The organism is Streptomyces sp. NBC_01476, assembly GCF_036227265.1.
Classification (GTDB): Bacteria; Actinomycetota; Actinomycetes; order Streptomycetales; family Streptomycetaceae; genus Actinacidiphila.
This window is the reverse complement of record NZ_CP109446.1, coordinates 4,924,323-4,938,643: the sequence shown is the minus strand read 5'-3', so window position 1 is coordinate 4,938,643 and position 14,321 is coordinate 4,924,323. Positions and strand designations below refer to the sequence as shown.

Genomic DNA, 14,321 nt, shown 5'->3' with positions numbered 1-14,321 from the left:
TAATGGGGCAGGCACGGGCTTGGTGATCATTTGTGGTGTCTAAGCCCGATGATCATGAGATGGCGCGTGCCTGCAGCTACATTTTCTCGCGTCCCTGCCGTGTTGGTGAAGCTGGGTTCTCTGGATGTCCGCCGGACCACTGGTCTTCGTCCCTACTTGGACCCGGTGCCCGACCCGCGCGCCCGGCGGGGCCGGTGGTACTCGCTGACAGCGATCCTGCTGGTGTGCGCCTGTGCGGTCGTCCGGAGAGCCAGGAGTCTCGATGAGCTTGCCGAGTGGTGGGGGTTGTTGACTGAGAGCGCGTTTGAGATCTGGCGTGTCGGCTGTTCGGGTGGCTCGTTGGGCTGGGTGTGAGTGGTGCGGGGCGGGGTTATCCGTCCGATCTGACCGATGAACAATGGGCCCTGGTCGAGCCGTTGCTGCCTTCGCCGCGTACGGGTTCGAGGGGCGGGCGGCGGGAGAAGCACCCGCGTCGGCAGATCGTGGACGCGATCTTGTACATAGCCCGGAGACCGGCGACGCCACCGTCGCCAGGGGCCAGTACTTCGCCGACACGCGAGCAAGCAACGACCCACTCATTCCAATCCCGCTCGGCCACGGCCAGCTCGGCCTGGATCCGATCGGCCTCCTCGCGCAGTTCGTCCACACGACGGCGAGCGGCGCACTCGCGCTGTTCCAGCAGTCCCACGACCGACGGCATCCCTGACCTCCACCGGAGCGACGACACCACAGATCACCACTGCCACAGAACCGCCACCCCTATGCCTGACCAGCGGAAACGCAGTCCTCAAGCTCGGAAAGACAACAACTTCTAAGGTCGTCCGGGCACAGTTCGTAGAGGTCGCCCCACCAGCGTCGCCCGATCCGGAGTGAGACAGCGTGGCACCTGAGCCACTTTCGATCATTCGAACGCCAGAAACGACTGAGGGGCCCGCGTCCAGCAAAACGCTGGTCGCTGGCCCCTCAAGGGGTGTGGCGGCACGTGGATTCGAACCACGGTAGGCAGAGCCGACGGATTTACAGTCCGTTCCCATTGGCCACTCGGGCATACCGCCATGGGATGACGCCAGGGACGGGGTCCGCTGGTGGCGGGGGTCCTTGGCGACGGGGTAAACGATACCTGATCCGGAGGGGTGGTTCGCCACTGGATTGATCGGGGTGGGGGGCGGGTGAGGTGGCTAGGCTGGCGGGGTGGCCCCGGGTGGGCCGCGGATGTGATGGAACCCCCGAAAACGCAGAGAACCACAGCGAACACAGCCAAGGAGCCCACTGAAGATGGCCGACTCCAGTTTCGACATCGTCTCGAAGGTCGAGCGGCAGGAGGTCGACAACGCCCTCAACCAGGCCGCCAAGGAGATCTCCCAGCGGTACGACTTCAAGAACGTCGGGGCGTCGATCTCGTGGTCGGGCGAGAAGATCCTGATGGAGGCGAACTCCGAGGAGCGCGTCAAGGCGATCCTGGACGTCTTCGAGACCAAGCTGGTCAAGCGGGGTATCTCGCTGAAGGCGCTGGACGCGGGTGAGCCGCAGCTCTCCGGCAAGGAGTACAAGATCTTCGCCTCGATCGAGGAAGGCATCTCGCAGGACAACGCCAAGAAGGTCGCGAAGATCATCCGGGACGAGGGCCCGAAGGGTGTGAAGGCCCAGGTCCAGGGTGACGAGCTGCGGGTCAGCTCGAAGAGCCGCGACGACCTCCAGGCGGTACAGGCCCTGATCAAGGGCAAGGACCTGGACTTCGCGGTCCAGTTCGTCAACTACCGCTGACCGTGACGGACGTGTCGCCGGGGCGGGCGCAACCCCTCCGCCCCGGCCGCCGCCGCCCCACGACTCCCCGCGGGGTTCGTCCAGCCATGGCGTCGGCCCGCTGACCCGCGATGACCCCGCGGGGTTCGTCCAGCCACAGTGCCTGTCCGGCGCCTCGCAACGTCCCGGGGCTCGTCCAGCCACGGTGCCTCCCCGCTGACCCGCAACGCCCCGCTGCCCCGCCCCCGCCACGGCGCCGCCCGGCCTCACCGGCACCCCGCCCCCGACCCGCCGGGACCCCCTTCCCCGCCGCCGGAACATGACGTGCTCTTGACCCCCGTCAACACCCCGCCGATAGGCTGCTGACACAGTCGGCTGGACACGACGGGGCAGCCGGCCCACGGGGAACGGGGTAGTACGCGCATGTCCTCCAAAGGCGATCTCACGGTCAGCCTGATCGGCCTCAGCGACCTGGCCACCGGGCTGCGGTCGATCAAGAAGCGGATGGACGACACCGGCCAGGTGGACCGGACGCTCGGGCACGGGGAGCTGGGCTCGGGCGCCGCCCAGGACGCCCTCGACGGCTTCCTGCACGGCTGGCGGGACGGCCGCAAGGAGATCGACGGCGGCATCGACAGCGTGGTCAAGATGGCGGACGCGGTCGTGGAGAAGCTGACCAGGACCGACCAGGACCTCAAGGACGCGCTGCTCAAGCACCAAGGGGACGGCACGTGACCGACTCCACCGGCGCCGGTGGCCCTGCCGAAGACTCCGCCGGCCGGGCCGCCGGTCCACCCCCCGGCCCGGCTGCCCGCCCGGCCGCCACCGCATCCGCCGCACCCCCAGACCCCGGCCTCGACCCCGGCCCTATACACGCCGTGAACATCCTCGTCCCCAGCTCCTGGTACGAGTTCGACATCCACCCGGCGACCCGTGACCGGTCGATACGGGACGTGGTCCGCGCCCGGGTCCGGGAGCGGCCCGAACTGGCGGACAAGCGGGCCGAGTTGACCCGCACCCTGCGCAAGGTCGCCGACGAGGCGTGGAACGGCGGGGTGCTCTACTTCGGTGCCATGGCCGAGGTGGACGAGCAAGCGCCGCTCACCGCGAGCCTGACCGTCGCCGTGGTGGCGGCCGAGAGCGGCGGGCGGCCGGACGGCGGCGGCCTGGGCGCGATCATGTCGGCGCTCTCCCCGGTCCCGCCCGGCAGCCGCCCCACCGACCCCTGGCGCCGCGTGCGCCTGGTGGACCTGCCCGACGCCGGCCAGGCGGTACGTACCGAGGGCATTGAGGACGTACGGATCCCGGACGACGACCGGCTCGCCCGGATGGTCATGATGCAGACCTACGTCCCCTTCCCCGGCCGCGACCCCCGGGTGGCCGTGATCAGCGCGGCCACCGCCCAACTCCAGCTGGCCGAACCGATGCTGGAGCTCTTCGACGGCATCTCGGAGACCTTCCGGTTCCTGCCCGCGGACGACTCGCGGGCACAGCAGGCCCCCGGCCCCGACCATGACCACGACCATGACCACGACCCCCACCCCGACGCCAAGAAGGTGGACTGACGCGATGGCACGCCCCACCGACTGGCACAACCTGGACCTCGACGGCGACCCCACCCCCGGCGACGTCTACGAGATCACGGCGCAGGGCCGACGCTTCCAGACCTTCGCCGAGGACATCGCCACCGCCCAGGGGTTGCTCAACAACGCCGCCAAGGACCACGCCCTCACCGAGTGGAACGGCAAGGCCGCCGAGGCCTTCCGCGGCCAGATCGGCCGGCTCCCCGGGCAGTTGGCCAAGCTGCACGACTCCTACGGGGCGGCCGGTGACGCGCTGATCGCCTTCGCCAGGGCGGTGGAGCTCGAACAGTCCGCGGCCGACGGCGCGTTGTCGCAAGCGCGCATCCTGCGTGGCGATCTCGCCTCGAAGCAGGCCGAGTTGGGGCGGGCGAAGAGCGCCGCCGCCACCGCGACCGCCGCCAGGTCGAAGCTCGACCACCCGCCGGCGGCCGGGAACGTACCGCCCCCGGATCCGGAGAAGGTGCGCCAGGCCACCCGCAACGTGCAGCAGGCCGGCGCCCATCAGAATCAGGTCGCGGGCCAGGTCGCCGGGATACAGGCCCAGTTGGCGGAGTTGCGGACGAAGGCGACGAGGGCGCGCGACAACCACGGGACGGCGGTGGACACCCTCAGGGCGAAGCTGGGTGAGGCGTCGAACGCGGGTATCCACAACAAGGGGTTCTGGGACAAGCTCGCCGAAGCCGCCGCCTGGTCATGGGACTTCCTCATCACCGTCTCCAAGTGGGTGGTGGCGATCGGCGGCATCGTGCTGCTGTTCGTCGGCGGCCCGCTGGCGCTGATCGTGCTGGTGGCGGCGCTGCTGATCCTGGCCGACACGATCGTGAAATTCGCCCGGGGGAAGGCGGGTTGGGGCGATCTGCTGTTCGCCGCGCTCGACTGCGTACCGATGGTGGGCAAGCTCGCGATGCTCGCGAAGGCGGGAGAGATCGGCAAGGAGCTGGGGCTGGCCCTCAAGGTGGCGAGGGCGGAGCGGAGGTTCGCCGGGGTCATCAAGGTGTGGCGGATGGGCGAGGATCTCAAGGGGTTCCAGAAGATCGGCTTCGCGTTCGCCAAGGGCATGGGCAAGGACAGCCTCAAGGACGTCATGAACGGCGGCTGGGACAAGCTCCGGCAGAACTTCCTGCAGAACCTCACCGGCAATGTCATCGGCGCCGGCACCGGCCCGCTGATCGACAAGGGCTTCTCGAAGATCCCGCGGCTGGTCTACCGCATGCCCGTGTCGGAGATGTCGTCCGCCACCCGGCGGCGGTTCGGCGACCTGACCATGGCGATGAACGGCCGGGTGGAACCGGGCAAGTCCGTCATCGGTGCGACCAGGGGGCTGGTCACCTCGGTCACCAAGCAGGCCGTCGGCGCGGTCTTCTTCGGTGACACGTTCGATGTCCAGGCGGTCGGTATCGGCACGGCCACCGGGGTCGGCGGCTCCGGCGTCGGCTACAAGCCGGGCCTGCTGCCCGCCGCGAAGTACGCCAGGCCGTAGCAGCGAGCGGCCGACGGCAACCCCGCCCCGGCGCCCTACACCCCGTCCCCGAAACCCGCCGCCCGCGCCCGCAGCACCGCGTCCTCGCTCGCGCCCCGCAGCCCCGGCCCACCGCCCCGGGCCCCCTCGGCCGGCTCGGCCCGCCCCGCCCGCTCGGCGCCGCCCGCCGCCCCGCCCTGGAGGGCGAGTGCCATACGGCTCGGCCCCGGCAGGGCCACCACTCCGCCGATCCTGGGGTCACCGGCGAACCAGATCTCCTGTTCGGGGCCGGCCGCCGCGATCCGGCGCCAGCGGCGGACCGAGGGGCGGCGGACCCGGACGCTGACCTGCCTGCCGGGGCTCTCCGGGTCCGGCAGCCGCAGGAACACCGTGCCGTTCTGGGCCACTTGGGCCGCGCCACGGTGTGACTGCCAGGGGTAGACCGCCAGGATCCGCTCGTACCGCCTGACCCGCTTGCGCCACTCGGGCACGGTCACGACCACCGCGATCAGCTGGACCGCCAGCAGCGCGGCCGGCCAGGTGGGCCATGACAGAAGGGCCCCGGCCACCGCGTACGCCACGATCAGGGACGGGGAGAGCCACAGCAGGAGGGCGGCCGTACGCCGTGGCCTGCGGCACGCCGCACGGGTCGCCGGGTCGCTGAGCGCGCCTTCGTACAGGTCTGCGGGCACGGGATGCTCCCCCTCGGTCGACCGGCCGCGTGCGGTGGGGCCTGAAGAGCCGCAGGCCGCGCTGAGTCCCCTCGGCCGCCCCCGGCATCGTCCAGGGGACCCTAGCAGCGGCCCTCTCAGGCGGTCTGCAGCTGCTTCACGACCGCCAGCGCCTCCTGCACGTGCCCGTCGAAGTTCGTCAGGGACGAGAAGGTGTGCCGGATGACGCCTTCCTGGTCGATGACGAAGGTGATCCGGCCGGGGACCAGTCCGAGCGTCGTGGCGCCGTACTGCTTGCGGACCGCTTTGTCGGTGTCGGCCAGCAGAATGAACGGCAGGTCGTTGCGGCCGGCGAACTGCTGGTGGGACTCCACCGAGTCCGAGCTGACGCCTATCACCTCGGCGCCGGCGTCGGTGAAGCTCTCGTAGCTGTCCCGGAAGCTGCACGCCTCGGCGGTGCAGCCGCGGGTGTTGTCCTTGGGGTAGAAGTAGAGGACCACGACCTTCTGCGCCAGCTTCTCGCTGAGGCCGACCGGTTTTCCGGACTGGTCGGGGAGGGTGAAGTCCGGTGCCTTGTCGCCGACTTGCAGGCTCATCGCCATCTCCTGGTGCTACTGACTCGGATGGCAGATGAACGTACGGGCCCGGCGAAAAGTGCTCCGCACCCACCCCCCCTTCGCGGGACCGGGCTCAGCGGACGCCGAACGGCGCGTCCGAGGGCACGATCTCCTTGCCCAGCGGCATCAGGGACAGCGGGATCAGCTTGAAGTTCGCGATGCCGAACGGGATGCCGATGATCGTGACGCACAGCGCGATGCCGGTGAAGATGTGGCCCAGCGCGAGCCACCAGCCGGCCAGGATCACCCAGAGCACATTGCCCACGAAGGAGCCGGCGCCGGCGTCCGGGCGGTCCACCGCGGTGTAGCCGAAGGGCCACAGGGCGTAGATACCGATCCGGAAGGCCGCGATGCCGAACGGGATGCCGATGATGGTGATGCAGAGCAGCAGTCCGGCCAGGAAGTAGCCCAGGCACATCCACAGTCCGCACAGCACGAGCCAGATGATGTTGAGAATCGTCTTCATCGGGGGTGACCTGCCATCTCCTCAAGGCGCGCGATGCGCTCAGCCATCGGGGGGTGGGTCGAGAACAGCTTGGACGCGGTGCCGGGCCGGAACGGGTTGGCGATCATCAGGTGACTGGTGGTCTCCAGCCGGGGCTCGGGCGGCAGCGGCAGCTGCTTGGTGCCGACGTCGAGTTTGCGCAGCGCGGAGGCGAGCGCGAGCGGGTCACCAGTGAGGCGGGAGCCGGAGGCGTCCGCTTCGTACTCCCGGGAGCGGGAGACGGCGAGCTGGATCAGGGAGGCGGCGATCGGGCCGAGGATCAGCAGCATGAGCACGCCGAGGAAGCCGGGGCCGTCGTCGTCGTCCGAGCGGCCGATCGGGATCAGCCAGGCGAAATTCGCCAGGAAGACGATCACCGAGGCCAGCGCCCCGGCCACCGAGGAGATGAGGATGTCGCGGTTGTAGACATGGCTCAGCTCGTGGCCGAGCACTCCGCGCAGCTCACGCTCGTCGAGTATCCGCAAGATCCCCTCGGTGCAGCAGACCGCGGCGTTGCGCGGGTTCCGCCCGGTGGCGAAGGCATTGGGGGCTTCGGTGGGCGAGATGTAGAGCCGTGGCATGGGCTGCCGGGCGGCGGTCGACAGCTCGCGCACGATCCGGTAGAGCACCGGTGCCTCGAACTCGCTCACCGGCCTGGCCCGCATCGCCCGCAGGGCCAGCTTGTCGCTGTTCCAGTACGCGTACGCGTTGGTGCCCAGCGCGATGACGAGCGCGACGATGAGCCCGGTCCGGCCGAAGAAGCTGCCGATGACCAGGATGAGTGCGGACAGACCGCCGAGGAGTACGGCGGTCTTCAGCCCGTTGTGCCGGCGGTGCACGGTGCGCCCTCCAAACTCTGCGTCGGGGGAACCTCCCCCTTCAGGAGAACCTCCTACCCAGGTCAACGCCACCTGAGCGCCCCTGGTTCCCTGGTGCGCACGCAGCGCGACCGTCCCCGCTGTTACAGCAGCGAGCCCTGGGCGTACCGCAGCACGATCTGCGGGGCGCCGGAGAGCACGATGCCCGCGACCGCGGTCAGCGCGATGGCCGCGGTGAGGCCGACGGGCGTACGGGCGAGGGCGGAGGCGGAGGCGTCCGATGCCGGCGCCCCGGGAGCGGGCTCCTCGCGGCCGGCGAAGAGCAGTGCCGTCCAGCGCAGGTAGTACACGAGCGCGATGACGACGTTGACCGCCATGATCACCGCGAGCCAGCCGTGCTGCTCCCCGACCGCCGAGGAGAAGACCGCGACCTTGGCGAAGAGGCCGATCACGCCGGGCGGCAGCCCGGCCAGGCAGAGCAGGAAGAAGCCGAGCGCGAGCGCGGCGAGCGGGCGGGTCGCGTACAGGCCGCGGTAGTCGGTGAGCCGCCCGTGCGGGGCGGTACGGGTCACCAGGGCGGCGACCGCGAAGGCGCCGAGGTTCACCACGCCGTACATCAGGGCGTACGCCACGGTGGTGCCGATCGCGTGCGCGGGGCTGTCCGCGGAGGAGGCGGCGGCCAGGGGCACGAGCAGGTAGCCGGCCTGGCCGATGGAGGACCAGGCCAGCAGGCGGACGGCGCTGCGTTCGCTGCCGGGCCGCTGCCGGAGCGCGCCGACATTGCCCACGGTCATGGTCAGGGCGGCCAGGACGCCGAGCGCGGGGCCCCACACGGTGTCGTACGGGCGGAAGGCGACCACGGTGACGAGGATCAGCCCGGAGAAGCCGGCTGCCTTGCCGACCACCGAGAGATAGGCGGCGACCGGCAGCGGGGCACCCGCGTAGGTGTCCGGCACCCAGAAGTGGAAGGGGGCCGCGGCCAGCTTGAAGGCGAAGCCGACCAGGGTGAGGGCGACGCCGGCCTTGGCGAGGTGGTCGAACTGGGCCGGGGTGTGGGTGAGGCCGTCGGCGACCGCGGACAGGTTGAGGGTGCCGGTGGCCGCGTAGACGAAGCTGATGCCGAGCAGGGAGACGGCGGTGGCGGTGACGGAGGAGAGGAAGAACTTCAGCGCGGCCTCACTGGCCAGCTTGTCGCCGCGGCGCAGGGCGACCATGGCGAAGGCGGGCAGCGTGGTGACCTCCAGCGCGACCAGCAGGGTGGCCAGGTCACGGGAGGCGGGCAGCAGCGCGCCGCCGGCGGCCGAGGAGAGCAGCAGGAACCAGTACTCCCCCGGTGGCGGGCTCTGGCTGCCTTCTGCGGATTCGGTGGCGAGCGACAGCAGCGCGGTGAGCAGCGCCCCGCCGAGCACCAGCACCTGGACGACCAGCGCGAAGTGATCGGCGGCGTACGAGCAGTGTGCGCCGCCGGTCTGGCAGAAGGTGCTGCGCTGCCCGTCCCGCAGCGGGATCAGGGTCAGCCCGGCGGCCAGGAAGCCGGCGGCGGTGACCCAGCCGAGCAGCGCTTTGCGGGCCGGCGGCAGGAAGAGGTCGGCGACCAGCACGACCACGGCCAGGGCGGCCGGGATCACCACCGGAGTCAGCGCCACCCAGTCGACGGACTGCACGAGGGACGGCATCAGTTGCCTCCGAGCAGGGAGCGTACGGCCGGGTCGGTGAGGCCCAGCAGGACGGCGGGCCACAGGCCGGCCAGGACGGTGAGGGCGGCCAGCGGCGTCCACGCGGCGAATTCGTAGCCGCGGACGTCGGCGAGCACCGGCTGGGTGTGGGCGGTCTCGCGGTCGCCCATGCAGACCCGGCGGACGACGGTCAGCAGATAACCGGCGGTCAGCAGGGTGCCGAAGGCGGCGACGGCGGTGAAGGTGAGGAAGGCGGGCCGGGAGAGCCCGGCGGCGGGTTTGAACGCGCCGAACATCGCCAGCATCTCGCCCCAGAAGCCGGCCAGGCCCGGCAGGCCGAGGGAGGCGACGGCGCCGAACGCCAGCAGGCCGCCGAGCCGCGGGGCCCGGCCGTAGAGCGCGGCGCCGGTGCGGCCGGCCAGCTGGTCGAGGTCGCTGGAGCCGTAGCGGTCCTTGACCGCGCCGACCAGGAAGAAGAGCAGGCCGGTGATCAGGCCGTGGGCGATGTTGGCGAAGAGGGCGCCGTTGACGCCGGTGGGGCTCATCGAGGCGATGCCGAGCAGGACGAAGCCCATGTGGCCGACGGAGGAGTACGCGATGAGCCGTTTCAGGTCGCCGCCGTTGCCCTGCCGGGCGAGCGCCAGGCAGGCCAGCGAGCCGTAGACGATGCCGACCACCGCGAGCGCGCCGAGGTAGGGGGCGAAGGTGCGCATGCCGTCGGGTGCCATCGGCAGCGCGATCCGGACCAGCCCGTACGTGCCCATCTTCAGCAGCACGCCCGCGAGCAGCACCGAGCCCACCGTCGGGGCGGCGGTGTGGGCGTCCGGCAGCCAGCTGTGCAGGGGCCACATCGGGGTCTTCACGGCCAGGCCGAGGCCGATGGCGAGGACCGCGATCAACTGCGTGGAGTGACTGAGCCGTGACCCATTGTCAGAGGCGAGTGTCACCATGTCGAATGTGCCCGCTTTCACACCGATGAGCAGCAGGCCCAGCAGCATGATCACGGAACCGAGGAGGGTGTACACGATGAAGCGCAGCGCCGACCGCTCGCGGTCCCCGCCGCCCCAGCGGGCGATGAGGAAGTACATCGGGATGAGGACCATCTCGAAGGCGAGGAAGAAGAGCATCAGGTCGAGCACGGCGAAGGTGGCGAGCGTGCCCGCTTCCAGCAGCAGGAGCAGGGCGACGAACGCCTTCGGGGACGGGCTGCCGTCAGTCGGGGTCGCGCCGGGGGCTTCCTCGGCAGGGTCGCGGCGGGCGACCGGCGGGTGGAAGTACGAGTAGAGCGCGCAGAGGAAGGTCAGCAGCGCGGAGAGCACGAGGAGGGGGAGCGAGATGCCGTCGATGCCGAGGTGGAGGTGGATCTTCAGCGCGGGGATCCAGTTGAGATCCGTGGTGGCCTGCATCCTCGCGGGATGGTCGTGGTCGAAGCCGGCCGCGAGCACCACGCTGAGGATCAGTACGGCGCCGGTGACGGTCACGCCGTGCCGGAGCACGGCCTGGCCGGGGTCGCGGCCGCGCAGTCCCGGCGGGGGCGGGAGCAGGGCGCCGAGCGCGCCGAGCAGCGGCAGCACCACGATCGCCGCGAGGACGTACTGGAGAGCGGTGTCGTTCAACGGGATCTCACGCTCCGACGGCGACGAGGACGGCGAGGACGACCGCACCGGCCAGCAGCGCGCTGAGGTAGGTCTGGATGTTTCCGTTCTGGGCCCTGCGGACAGCCGCGCCCAGCAGCCGCGGGGTGCCGGCCACCCCGCGGACGTAGGTCTCCACCACGTCCCGGTCCAGGAAGCGGACCAGGTCGGCGGCGGCAAGCACCGGGCGGACGAAGAGCGCCGCGTAGACGGCGTCGAGGTGGAAGCCGCGGGCGGCGTGCCGGTGCAGCGGGCCGAGCAGCAGCCGGCCGGGGTCGCCCGGGTCGTCGGCCGCCGCGATGTCGCCGTAGACCTCCTCGTGCTCGGCGATGGCTTCGGCCTCGATCAGTTCCGGCTCGGCGTCGGCGGGCTCGACGACGACCGCGCCGAAGGGGACCGCCCGGCGGGTGGCGGCGGACGCCTTCCAGGCCCCGTAGGTGACGAGCAGGCCCACCAGGGCGAGTCCGGTGCCGAGCACCGAGGTGATCAGGGTCGGGCCGAGCGGCGCGTCGCCGAACCAGTCGGGCAGTTCGCGGTAGGCGAGGCCGCCGAAGGCGATGGTGGGGACGGCCAGCACCCACAGCACCGCGGTCATCGGGACGGGCTGCCTGCCGTGGTCGGTGGTCTCCGGGCCGCTGCCGCGGAAGGCGAGCAGGAAGAGCCGGGCGGCATAGGCGGCGGTGAGGACGGCCGCGACCAGGCCCGCCACGAAGACGGTCCAGCCGACCGCCGCCGGGACGTGCGCGGTGTCGCCGGCCGAGGCGTGCTCGGCGGCCCGCAGCACCGACTCCTTGGAGAAGAAGCCGGACAGCGGCGGGAGGGCGGCCAGTGCCGCCAGGGCGATGCCCATCGTCCACATGGCATCGGGCACCCGCTTGCTCAGCGAGCCCATCCGGGACATGGCGGTCAGCGAGTTGGTGCCGGCGGCGTGGATGACGACGCCCGCGCCGAGGAAGAGCAGCGCCTTGAAGGCGCCGTGCGACAGGAGGTGGAAGACGGCGGCGTCGCGGTTGCCGACGGCGAGGGCGCCCGCCATGTAGCCGAGCTGGCCGATGGTGGAGTAGGCGAGCACCCGTTTGATGTCGTCCTGCGCGAGGGCGGCGAGACCCGAGCCGATCATGGTGACGGCGGCCATCGCGGCGAGCACGGCCAGCGCGGCGGCGGAGGCGGTGAAGACCGGCAGCAGCCGGGCCACCAGATAAATACCGGCGGCCACCATGGTCGCCGCGTGGATCAGCGCGGACACCGGGGTGGGGCCGGCCATCGCGTCCGGCAGCCAGGTGTGCAGCGGGAACTGCGCGGACTTGCCGGCCACCCCGGCGAGCAGCAGCAGCGCCACCAGGGTGGGGTGGTGCAGCTGCCCGTGGGCGGCCGCGGTCAGGATCCGGCTGATCCGGAAGCTGCCCGCGTCCGCGGCGAGCGCGAACACCCCGATCAGGAACGGGACATCGCCGAGCTTGGTGACCAGGAACGCCTTGATCGACGCCGACCTGGCGGTCTCGGTCTCCCAGTAGTGCCCGACCAGGAAGTACGAGCAGATGCCCATGACCTCCCAGCCGACGAGCAGCACCATCAGGTCGCCGGAGTAGACCACCAGGAACATCGCGGCGGTGAAGAGCGAGACCAGCGCCGTGTACGACGGATAGCGCGGGTCGTCGCGCAGATAGGACACGGAGTAGAGCTGCACACAGGTGGCGACCAGGCCGACGAGGACCGCGATGAGGACCGAGAAGCCGTCCAGGTGCAGTGCGAGGTCGATCGGGACCGAGCCGGTCGCGGTCAGCCGGTGGGCGGCGTCGGTGGGCGCTCCGGTGCCCTGCTTGCCGGCCACCACCGCGGCCAGTACGAAGGCGGCGAGGGTGGGCAGCACGGCCAGCGGCCGTACGAAGCCGGGTGCGTGCCGGCCGAGCAGCAGTCCGGCCGCCGCGCCCAGGAAGGGGAGGAGGGGGACCAGCGTGGCAAGGGCGGTCAGGGTCACGCGGTGGCCTCGGCCTTCTCGTCGTCGTCGGCCGCCGGACCCGGCGGATCGGCCGCGGCGGGCCCCTCGGGGTCGGCCAGGGCGGTGAGGCGGTCGATGTCGGCGCTGCCGCGGTTGCGGTACACGAGCAGCACGATCGCCAGGCCGAGCCCGATCTCGGCGGCCGCGATGGTGATGGTGAACAAGGTGAGCGCCTGTCCGGCGTGCAGGCTGTCGCGCAGCCACACGTCGAAGGCGACCAGGTTGAGGTTGACCGCGTTGAGCATCAGCTCGACGGACATCAGGACGAGGATCGCGTTGCGCCGGGCGAGTACGCCGTAGACGCCGACGCAGAAGAGGAGGGCGGCCAGCACGGCGGGATAGGCGAGGTGCATCAGTTCTCCTTGCCCGGGGCGCCGGTGGCGCCGGCCGCACCCTCGGTGCCGTCGCGGCGGGAGAGGACGATGGCGCCGACCAGGGCGGCGAGCAGCAGCACCGACAGGGCCTCGAAGGGCAGTACCCAGTGCCGGAAGAGGCTCTCGCCGGTGGCACGGGACGAGCTCCGCACGACGCCGTGCAGGTCGATCCAGGTGGACCGGAAGGCGTCCACGACCACCCACACCAAGGTGACCGCGGCCACGGCCGCGACGCCGAGGGCCACCCAGCGGTTCTCCGAATCGGCGTCGGGGGAACGGCCGATGGGCGCCCGGGTGAGCATCAGTCCGAAGAGCAGCAGGACGACGACCGAGCCGACGTAGATCAGCACCTGGACCCAGGCGATGAACTCGGCGGTGAGCAGCAGGTATTCGATGGCCAGGCCGCCGAGGGCGACGACCAGCCACAGGGCGGCGTGCACGAGTTGCCGGGTGGTGACGGTCAGGACGGCCGCGCCGAGGACGGCGAGGCCGATCAGCACGAAGGTGATCTCGACGCCGGTCGGGGAGAGGAAGCCGGGGTGGTGGGCCGCGGCGCTGAGGTTCACGTCTGGTCCTCCCCCGGTGCGCCGCCGGAACCGGTGCCCCCGGCCGGGCCGCCGGCGTCGGTGGAGCCGGCACCGCCGGCCGAGCCGGTTCCCTCGGCCGGGGGCGCCTCAGCCGGGCCGCCGGCCGGGAGTGCCTCAGCCGGGCCGCCGGCCGGGGGCGCCTCGGCCGCGCGGGCGGCTGCCGCCTTCTCCGCTGCCTTCTCCGCCGATTTGCGGGCCGCCGCGATCTCCTTCGGCTCCTCGGCCGCCGGGTCGAGCGCGGGGGGCGCCGGCACCGTCCACATCCACTCCCGCAGCTTGTCGCGTTCGTGGGTCAGGTCCAGGATGTCGGTCTCCGCGTACTCGAACTCCGGTGACCAGAAGAGCGCGTCGAAGGGGCACACCTCGATACAGATACCGCAGTACATGCAGAGCGAGAAGTCGATCGCGAACCGGTCCAGCACGTTGCGGCTGCGCTCGCGCCCGCCCGGCGCGGCGGCCGGCACCGTCTCCTTGTGCGAGTCGATGTAGATGCACCAGTCCGGGCACTCGCGGGCGCACAGCATGCAGACCGTGCAGTTCTCCTCGAAGAGCGCGATCACCCCCCTGGTGCGGGGAGCGAGTTCGGGCTGTGCGTCCGGGTACTGGGCGGTGACGGAACGCTTCGTCATCGTCCGCAGCGTGACGGCCAGGCCCTTGGCCAGGCCGGAGCCGGGGA

Annotated in this window: 15 protein-coding genes, 1 tRNA gene and 1 pseudogene; 6 read left to right on the top strand and 11 right to left on the bottom strand. The window is 71.2% G+C overall.

Features of this window, described 5'->3' with window-relative positions:
• Window positions 1-48: 48 nt before the first annotated feature.
• Together OG552_RS21600 and OG552_RS21595 are read left to right on the top strand one after the other, a co-directional pair.
• Window positions 49-354: a transposase family protein gene (locus tag OG552_RS21600; RefSeq protein WP_329135381.1), complete on the top strand. Its 306-nt coding sequence runs from the start codon at window positions 49-51 to the stop codon at window positions 352-354.
• A pseudogene (locus OG552_RS21595) lies at window positions 312-503 on the top strand (transposase); the annotation flags it as partial. The gene OG552_RS21600 and the pseudogene OG552_RS21595, both read left to right, overlap by 43 nt.
• Window positions 504-973: 470 nt before the next feature.
• On the opposite strand, the gene OG552_RS21590 reads toward OG552_RS21595, so the two are convergent.
• A tRNA-Tyr gene (locus tag OG552_RS21590) sits at window positions 974-1,055 on the bottom strand.
• A gap of 220 nt (window positions 1,056-1,275) precedes the next feature.
• On the opposite strand from OG552_RS21590, the gene OG552_RS21585 reads away from it, so the two are divergent.
• The 4 genes from OG552_RS21585 (at window position 1,276) to OG552_RS21570 (ending at window position 4,806) form a co-directional block, all read left to right on the top strand.
• Window positions 1,276-1,764 (top strand): YajQ family cyclic di-GMP-binding protein, encoded by a 489-nt coding sequence (locus tag OG552_RS21585; protein ID WP_329135379.1) that lies wholly within the window; start codon window positions 1,276-1,278, stop codon window positions 1,762-1,764.
• Window positions 1,765-2,166: 402 nt separating this feature from the next.
• The gene (locus OG552_RS21580) at window positions 2,167-2,478 is read left to right on the top strand and encodes a hypothetical protein (RefSeq protein WP_329135377.1); all 312 of its coding nucleotides are present in this window, start codon (window positions 2,167-2,169) and stop codon (window positions 2,476-2,478) included.
• Window positions 2,475-3,308, top strand: coding sequence for a hypothetical protein (locus OG552_RS21575; protein ID WP_329135375.1), 834 nt, complete (start codon window positions 2,475-2,477; stop codon window positions 3,306-3,308). The genes OG552_RS21580 and OG552_RS21575 overlap by 4 nt, the downstream gene beginning before the upstream one ends.
• A gap of 4 nt (window positions 3,309-3,312) precedes the next feature.
• Entirely contained in the window at window positions 3,313-4,806 is a 1,494-nt protein-coding gene (locus OG552_RS21570) for a WXG100 family type VII secretion target (RefSeq protein WP_329135373.1), read from the top strand.
• 35 nt (window positions 4,807-4,841) lie between these two features.
• Here the strand turns inward: OG552_RS21570 and OG552_RS21565 are convergent, their stop codons facing one another.
• The 10 genes from OG552_RS21565 to OG552_RS21520 all read right to left on the bottom strand — a co-directional run bounded on the left by OG552_RS21565 (window position 4,842) and on the right by OG552_RS21520 (window position 14,274).
• Window positions 4,842-5,477 (bottom strand): hypothetical protein, encoded by a 636-nt coding sequence (locus tag OG552_RS21565; RefSeq protein WP_329135371.1) that lies wholly within the window; start codon window positions 5,475-5,477, stop codon window positions 4,842-4,844.
• A 116-nt stretch (window positions 5,478-5,593) separates the two neighbouring features.
• Window positions 5,594-6,052 (bottom strand): peroxiredoxin, encoded by a 459-nt coding sequence (locus OG552_RS21560; protein WP_329135369.1) that lies wholly within the window; start codon window positions 6,050-6,052, stop codon window positions 5,594-5,596.
• Window positions 6,053-6,146: 94 nt separating this feature from the next.
• Window positions 6,147-6,539 carry a YccF domain-containing protein gene (locus OG552_RS21555; protein WP_329135367.1) on the bottom strand — a complete coding sequence of 131 codons (393 nt, stop codon included), beginning with the start codon at window positions 6,537-6,539 and terminating at the stop codon, window positions 6,147-6,149.
• Complete coding sequence (htpX, locus tag OG552_RS21550) at window positions 6,536-7,396, bottom strand: zinc metalloprotease HtpX (RefSeq protein WP_329135365.1); 861 nt, start codon at window positions 7,394-7,396, stop codon at window positions 6,536-6,538. The genes OG552_RS21555 and htpX overlap by 4 nt, the downstream gene beginning before the upstream one ends.
• A gap of 122 nt (window positions 7,397-7,518) precedes the next feature.
• A complete protein-coding gene (locus OG552_RS21545) occupies window positions 7,519-9,051 on the bottom strand; it encodes an NADH-quinone oxidoreductase subunit N (RefSeq protein WP_329135363.1) in 1,533 nt (510 codons plus the stop codon).
• On the bottom strand, window positions 9,051-10,667 hold the full coding sequence (locus tag OG552_RS21540; RefSeq protein WP_329135361.1) for a complex I subunit 4 family protein: 1,617 nt from the start codon (window positions 10,665-10,667) through the stop codon (window positions 9,051-9,053). The genes OG552_RS21545 and OG552_RS21540 overlap by 1 nt, the downstream gene beginning before the upstream one ends.
• Window positions 10,668-10,674: 7 nt before the next feature.
• Entirely contained in the window at window positions 10,675-12,663 is a 1,989-nt protein-coding gene (locus OG552_RS21535; RefSeq protein WP_329135359.1) for an NADH-quinone oxidoreductase subunit 5 family protein, read from the bottom strand.
• Entirely contained in the window at window positions 12,660-13,037 is a 378-nt protein-coding gene (gene nuoK, locus OG552_RS21530; protein ID WP_329135357.1) for an NADH-quinone oxidoreductase subunit NuoK, read from the bottom strand. Before nuoK ends, OG552_RS21535 begins: the two co-directional genes overlap by 4 nt.
• Window positions 13,037-13,624 carry an NADH-quinone oxidoreductase subunit J family protein gene (locus OG552_RS21525; RefSeq protein WP_329135355.1) on the bottom strand — a complete coding sequence of 196 codons (588 nt, stop codon included), beginning with the start codon at window positions 13,622-13,624 and terminating at the stop codon, window positions 13,037-13,039. Before OG552_RS21525 ends, nuoK begins: the two co-directional genes overlap by 1 nt.
• Window positions 13,621-14,274 (bottom strand): 4Fe-4S binding protein, encoded by a 654-nt coding sequence (locus OG552_RS21520; RefSeq protein WP_329140985.1) that lies wholly within the window; start codon window positions 14,272-14,274, stop codon window positions 13,621-13,623. The genes OG552_RS21525 and OG552_RS21520 overlap by 4 nt, the downstream gene beginning before the upstream one ends.
• Window positions 14,275-14,321: the final 47 nt, after the last annotated feature.